Genomic DNA, 4,770 nt, shown 5'->3' with positions numbered 1-4,770 from the left:
GCGACAACATGGGCGGCGGGCCCGGCGACGACACGCTGCGCGGGGGCGCGGGCCGTGACACGATCGGCGGTGGCCTCGGCAACGATATCGTGCTGGCCGGCGACGGCGACGACATGATGAGCGGCGGGCCCGATGACGACCTGGTCGAGGGCGGCGCGGGGGATGACACGCTGGCCGGCAGCTTCGGCACGGACACGGTGCACGGGCAGGGCGGCGCCGATTCGGTCGGCGGCGGGCCGGGCAGCGACCGGCTTGCCGGCGGGGCCGGCGCCGACCTGCTGGGCGGGGGCGAGGGCAACGATACCGTCAGCGGCGGGCCGGGGGACGATTTCCTCGCCGGCGGCGGCCGGCATGACAGGCTCGATGCCGGGCCGGGGCACGACACGCTCAATGCCGGGTCGGGCGACGACGTGATGACCGGCGGGTCGGGGGCCGATCTCTTCGTCTTCAACGAGCTTGCCGCCGGGGAACGGGACCGCATCACCGATTTCCAGCCCGACGCGGACATGCTGCGCCTGACCGGGGTCGAGGGGCGCGGGCAGGTGGGCCGGTTCGAGGCGCTCGGGATCGTGGAGACGGGGCAGGGCGCACAGCTGCGCTACGACGGCCACCGTGTCCTGCTGGAGGAGGTGAGCGTCGGCGATCTGTCGCTGGACATGTTCATTTTCCTGTGATCCGGGCGGAATAGTGCCTGATTTTCTGCCATGACCGGGCCAGCCCCGTTCGGGGAGCTTCCACATGCTCCGGGGCCGGATAGCCCAGCACCTCGAAATCCACGGCATAGATCGCGTGGATGCGCGCCAGCGTCCGCGGGGTGATGAAATTGTCATAGCCGAAATCCATCCCGCTCACCTCCCGGGCGGGCACTTGCCCCAGGTAGGCGGCGGTCGGGGCCGGGGGCAGCTCGGTGCGGTTCATCGCCTTCGGGCTGTAGACCATGCCCAGTTCGTCCGCCAGCGCGCCCATCTCGGCATCGAGGTTTTCCACGTGCACCACCCGGTCGTATCGCAGCCCCAGCCTGGCGTGAAAGGGTGGCACCTGCGTTTCCCAGTGGCCGTTGATCGGCAGCCGCGGACGCGGCCGGTCGGCATGCATCCGCGCGACCGTGTCGAGGAACGCCTCGAAGCTGATCACGTTGTCCTCGGCCGCGATGCCCTGCCGGGCGCAATAAAGGTCGTGCAGGTCCCGGGCGAAGGGCTCCAGATCGGCCCGCGACAGCAACCTTTCGCCGCGATAGACACAGAACTTGTTGAAATAGGCGCTGATGATGCGCGTGACCGGGTGGCGCGCCAGGATGACCGCGCGATACCCCCGGTCCCGGATCGCCGCCATGCAGTGCTGGTAGGGCTTGCTGTGGGTGTGGAAGTATTTCTTGCGCGGCGGCCGCTCGGCCATGTTGTCGGCCAGGAAACCGAACAGCGTCGTGCAGGCCGCCTTCTGCGACCAGAAGAAAACCGTTTCGCTGTCCTCGTGGATATAGCCGCGCCAGCCCATGCCCCGCCCCGTTTTCTACCCATCCGGCCTTACCGCCCCTGTCCCGGCTTGGCAACGCGGGCGGTCCGGGGTCAGTCAGAGATTGATGATGTCGCGGTGATAGCGCCGCAGGAACAGCAGCCCGGCGGCCAGCGTCAGCGCGGCCACGGTGAAGACGTAGAGGTAAGAGACGTAATTGGCGTCATAGGTGGCATAGATCCCCTGTCGCACCATGCCGATGGGATGCACCAGCGGGTTCCACCACATCCAGTCCCGGTAGGGCAGGGGCACCGTGTCGTAAAGGAAGATGATACCCGAAATGATGAAAAGCGGCCGGGTCAGGATCGCCCATGTGCGCTCCCAGACCGGGTACATCGACAACAGGAAGCAGTTGATCGTGCCCACCCCGGCCCCGAGCGCAAAGGCCATCAGGTAGCCCATGGCGACGCTGCGCATGTCGACGATCACGTTGATATCGTAAAGGATCAGGATGGCCGGGATCAGCACCGCGCCGATCATGACATGGGTGATCGCGTTGAGCAGGAACCGCGCGACGAGCGCGTCCACATGGGTCACGCCGGGATAGAACAGTAACTGCTTGGAAAAGCGCAGCGCCACGGACATCTTGTTGCTGGTCTCCTGGAAGGCCATGAAAGGCAGCAGGCCCGAGGCGAAAAACAGCGGGAAACTGGTGCCCAGGCTCGGCGTCCGGAAGGCGAGGGTGAAGACGAAGGTCAGCAGGATGATACCGCCCACCGGCTCCAGGATGGCCCACAGGTAGCCCAGGGCCGAGCGGCCGTGGGTCGAGGACATCTCGCGCAGCATCAGCGCCAGCACGGTCTGCACCGTGCCGGTCCGTTTCCGCGGCAGGGCCGGAGAGGGGAGCGTGTTCGTCATCTTGGCGGATGGTGTATCACCCGGAGTTTTGCTAGGAAATGCCAAACCCGCCGCCGAGCGGGCAACCAGCCATGAAGGGGCCCGAGTTGGACCAGAAACCCCCGCCCGGCCAGGCGGCCAGCAGAAAGCCCCGGCTCTTCAGCGCCGGGGTGAACAAGCTGACACCGGTATCGGATACCGGCGATGACAATGCGCCCACCACGCCCGAAGACGCCGCGGACGGCCCGAAGGTGCCGCCGACCGTGCCCGCGGCGCGCATGCACCGCCGGCACGTGATTCTCCTGGCCAGTTTCCTGCTCTGGATCGTCGTCCCGCTCATCGGGTCGGCCTGGTATCTCTACACGGTGGCGTATGACCAGTATGCCAGCCACGTGGGTTTCTCGGTGCGCACCGAGGAAGTCGGCTCGGCGGTCGAGATCCTGGGCGGCATCACCGAGCTGTCGGGGTCCAGTTCCTCGGATACCGACATCCTTTACGAGTTCATCCAGAGCCAGCAACTGGTGCGCACGGTCAATGACCGGCTCGACCTGCACGCGATCTACGCGCGCGAGGGCGATCCCGTCTTCACCCTGGGCGAGGATGCGCGCATCGAGGCGCTGGCGGATTACTGGGGCCGGATGGTCAAGGTCTTCTACGACCGGGGCAGCGGGCTGATCGAGATCCGGGTGCTGGCCTTCGCGCCCGGGGATGCCAAGGCCATCGCCGAGGTGATCTTCAACGAGAGTAGCGAGATGATCAACGAGCTGTCGAAGATCGCCCGCGACGATGCCACCCGCTACGCCCAGGAGGAGCTCGCCCATGCCGAGGACCGGCTGAAGGCGGCGAACCAGGCGCTGACCGCCTTCCGCAACCGCACGCAGATCGTCGATCCGTCGGCGGATGTGCAGGGCCAGATGGGGATCGTGAACTCGCTCAACTCGCAGCTCGCCGAGGCGCAGATCGAGCTCGAGCTGCTGCTCGACAATTCCTCGGAAAGCGATCCGCGCGTGCAACAGGCCCGGCGACAGATCGCCGCCATCAAGAAGCTGATCAGCGAGGAACGCGCGCGCTTCGGCGGGCAGGGGGGGACCGCCGGTGTCGCCCAGTACTCGGAGTTGCTCGAGGAATACCAGGCGCTCGAGACCGAACGCCAGTTCGCCGAGAAGAGTTACCTCTCGGCGCTCGCGGCGCGCGATTCCGCCGTGGCCGAGGCGCAGCGGCAGTCACGCTACCTGGCCACCCACATCGCGCCCACCCTGGCCGAGACGGCGCAATATCCCCGCCGTTTCCTGCTGCTGGGGATCATCGGCGGATTCCTTTTCGTCTCGTGGTCGATCATGGTGATGATCTACTATTCCCTGCGCGACCGGCGCTGACCGGGAGGGGCCGATGATCGAGCTGCGCAACCTTTGCAAGACCTTCGTGCTGAAAGGCAACCGCAAGGTGGTGGCCGACCGGATCAACGCGGTCTTTCCCGACCGCACGGCGGTGGCCGTCCTGGGGCGCAACGGGGCGGGCAAGTCGAGCCTGCTCAAGATCCTGTCGGGCTCGATGGAGCCCGACAGCGGCGAGGTGATCAGCCGCGGCACAATCTCGTGGCCGGTGGGCTTCGCTGGCAGTTTCCACCCCGATCTCACGGGGCTGCAGAACACCCGCTTCATCGCCCGCGTCTACGGCGTGGATACCGGGGCATTGGCCGAGTTCGTCCGCGATTTCGCCGAGCTGGGGGAACATTTCAACCTGCCGGTGCGCAGCTATTCCTCGGGGATGAAATCGCGGCTGGCCTTCGGCGTGTCGATGGGCATCCATTTCGACACCTACCTCGTGGACGAGGTGACGGCGGTGGGCGACGCCTCCTTCCGCAAGAAGGCGGATGAGCTCTTTGCCGAGCGTGTCAAGCAGAGCGCCGCCATCATGGTTACCCACGGGGTCGGGCAGGTGCGCCGGCTGTGCCACCACGCGGCCGTGCTCGAGAAAGGGCAGCTGCATTACTACACGGATGTCGAGGACGCGATCGCGCATCACCAGTCCCTGATGAAGGCGGGCGCCCGGAAAGCGGGCTGATGTCTGCGCGACGTCCGGCAGTGAAGGCTTTCCCCGGGTCTGGGAAAGCCCGGCGCGGGTGGGGTCATTCTCACAGGAAGATCAGGTCGTCCGTGAACTGGAGCATCTCGACATCGAAAAGATCGTCGATCCCGTCATCGCCGCTGAGTGCCTCGACCGTCGCGGCGCTCGAGTCCCCGGTGACGGTATAATCGGCCCTGTTGCCGCTGAAGAGGATGGTATCCATGCCAGCCCCGCCGTAGATGTCGTCGTCCCCGGCGCCGCCCTCGGCGGTATCATCGCCGCTGCCGACGTTGATGTAGTCGTCCCCGGCATTGCCGCGGACGAGGTTGTCGGTGGTGTCGCCGGTGAGGTAGT

6 protein-coding genes are annotated in these 4,770 nt (G+C 66.5%); 3 read left to right on the top strand and 3 right to left on the bottom strand.

What is annotated here, in order from left to right:
• On the top strand, window positions 1–674 hold a 674-nt coding region (locus tag ACH107_RS30120), incomplete at its 5' end, for a calcium-binding protein (RefSeq protein ID WP_412509385.1).
• Here the strand turns inward: ACH107_RS30120 and ACH107_RS30115 are convergent.
• Together ACH107_RS30115 and ACH107_RS30110 are read right to left on the bottom strand one after the other, a co-directional pair.
• Window positions 661–1,494, bottom strand: a complete 834-nt coding sequence (locus ACH107_RS30115) for a sulfotransferase family 2 domain-containing protein (RefSeq protein ID WP_412509384.1) — start codon at window positions 1,492–1,494, stop codon at window positions 661–663. The genes ACH107_RS30120 and ACH107_RS30115 overlap by 14 nt on opposite strands.
• Before the next feature lie 75 nt (window positions 1,495–1,569).
• Window positions 1,570–2,370, bottom strand: coding sequence for an ABC transporter permease (locus ACH107_RS30110; RefSeq protein ID WP_412509383.1), 801 nt, complete (start codon window positions 2,368–2,370; stop codon window positions 1,570–1,572).
• 86 nt (window positions 2,371–2,456) lie between these two features.
• On the opposite strand from ACH107_RS30110, the gene ACH107_RS30105 reads away from it, so the two are divergent.
• Both ACH107_RS30105 and ACH107_RS30100 read left to right on the top strand, forming a co-directional pair.
• Window positions 2,457–3,725 carry a sugar transporter gene (locus ACH107_RS30105; protein WP_412509382.1) on the top strand — a complete coding sequence of 423 codons (1,269 nt, stop codon included), beginning with the start codon at window positions 2,457–2,459 and terminating at the stop codon, window positions 3,723–3,725.
• A 13-nt stretch (window positions 3,726–3,738) separates the two neighbouring features.
• The gene (locus tag ACH107_RS30100; protein ID WP_412509381.1) at window positions 3,739–4,413 is read left to right on the top strand and encodes an ABC transporter ATP-binding protein; all 675 of its coding nucleotides are present in this window, start codon (window positions 3,739–3,741) and stop codon (window positions 4,411–4,413) included.
• 70 nt (window positions 4,414–4,483) lie between these two features.
• On the opposite strand, the gene ACH107_RS30095 is transcribed toward ACH107_RS30100, so the two are convergent.
• On the bottom strand, window positions 4,484–4,770 hold a 287-nt coding region (locus ACH107_RS30095; RefSeq protein ID WP_412509380.1), incomplete at its 5' end, for a calcium-binding protein.

Source organism: Roseovarius halophilus (ex Wu et al. 2025) (genome assembly GCF_047086965.1).
This window is presented reverse-complemented; position numbering and strand designations above follow the sequence as displayed.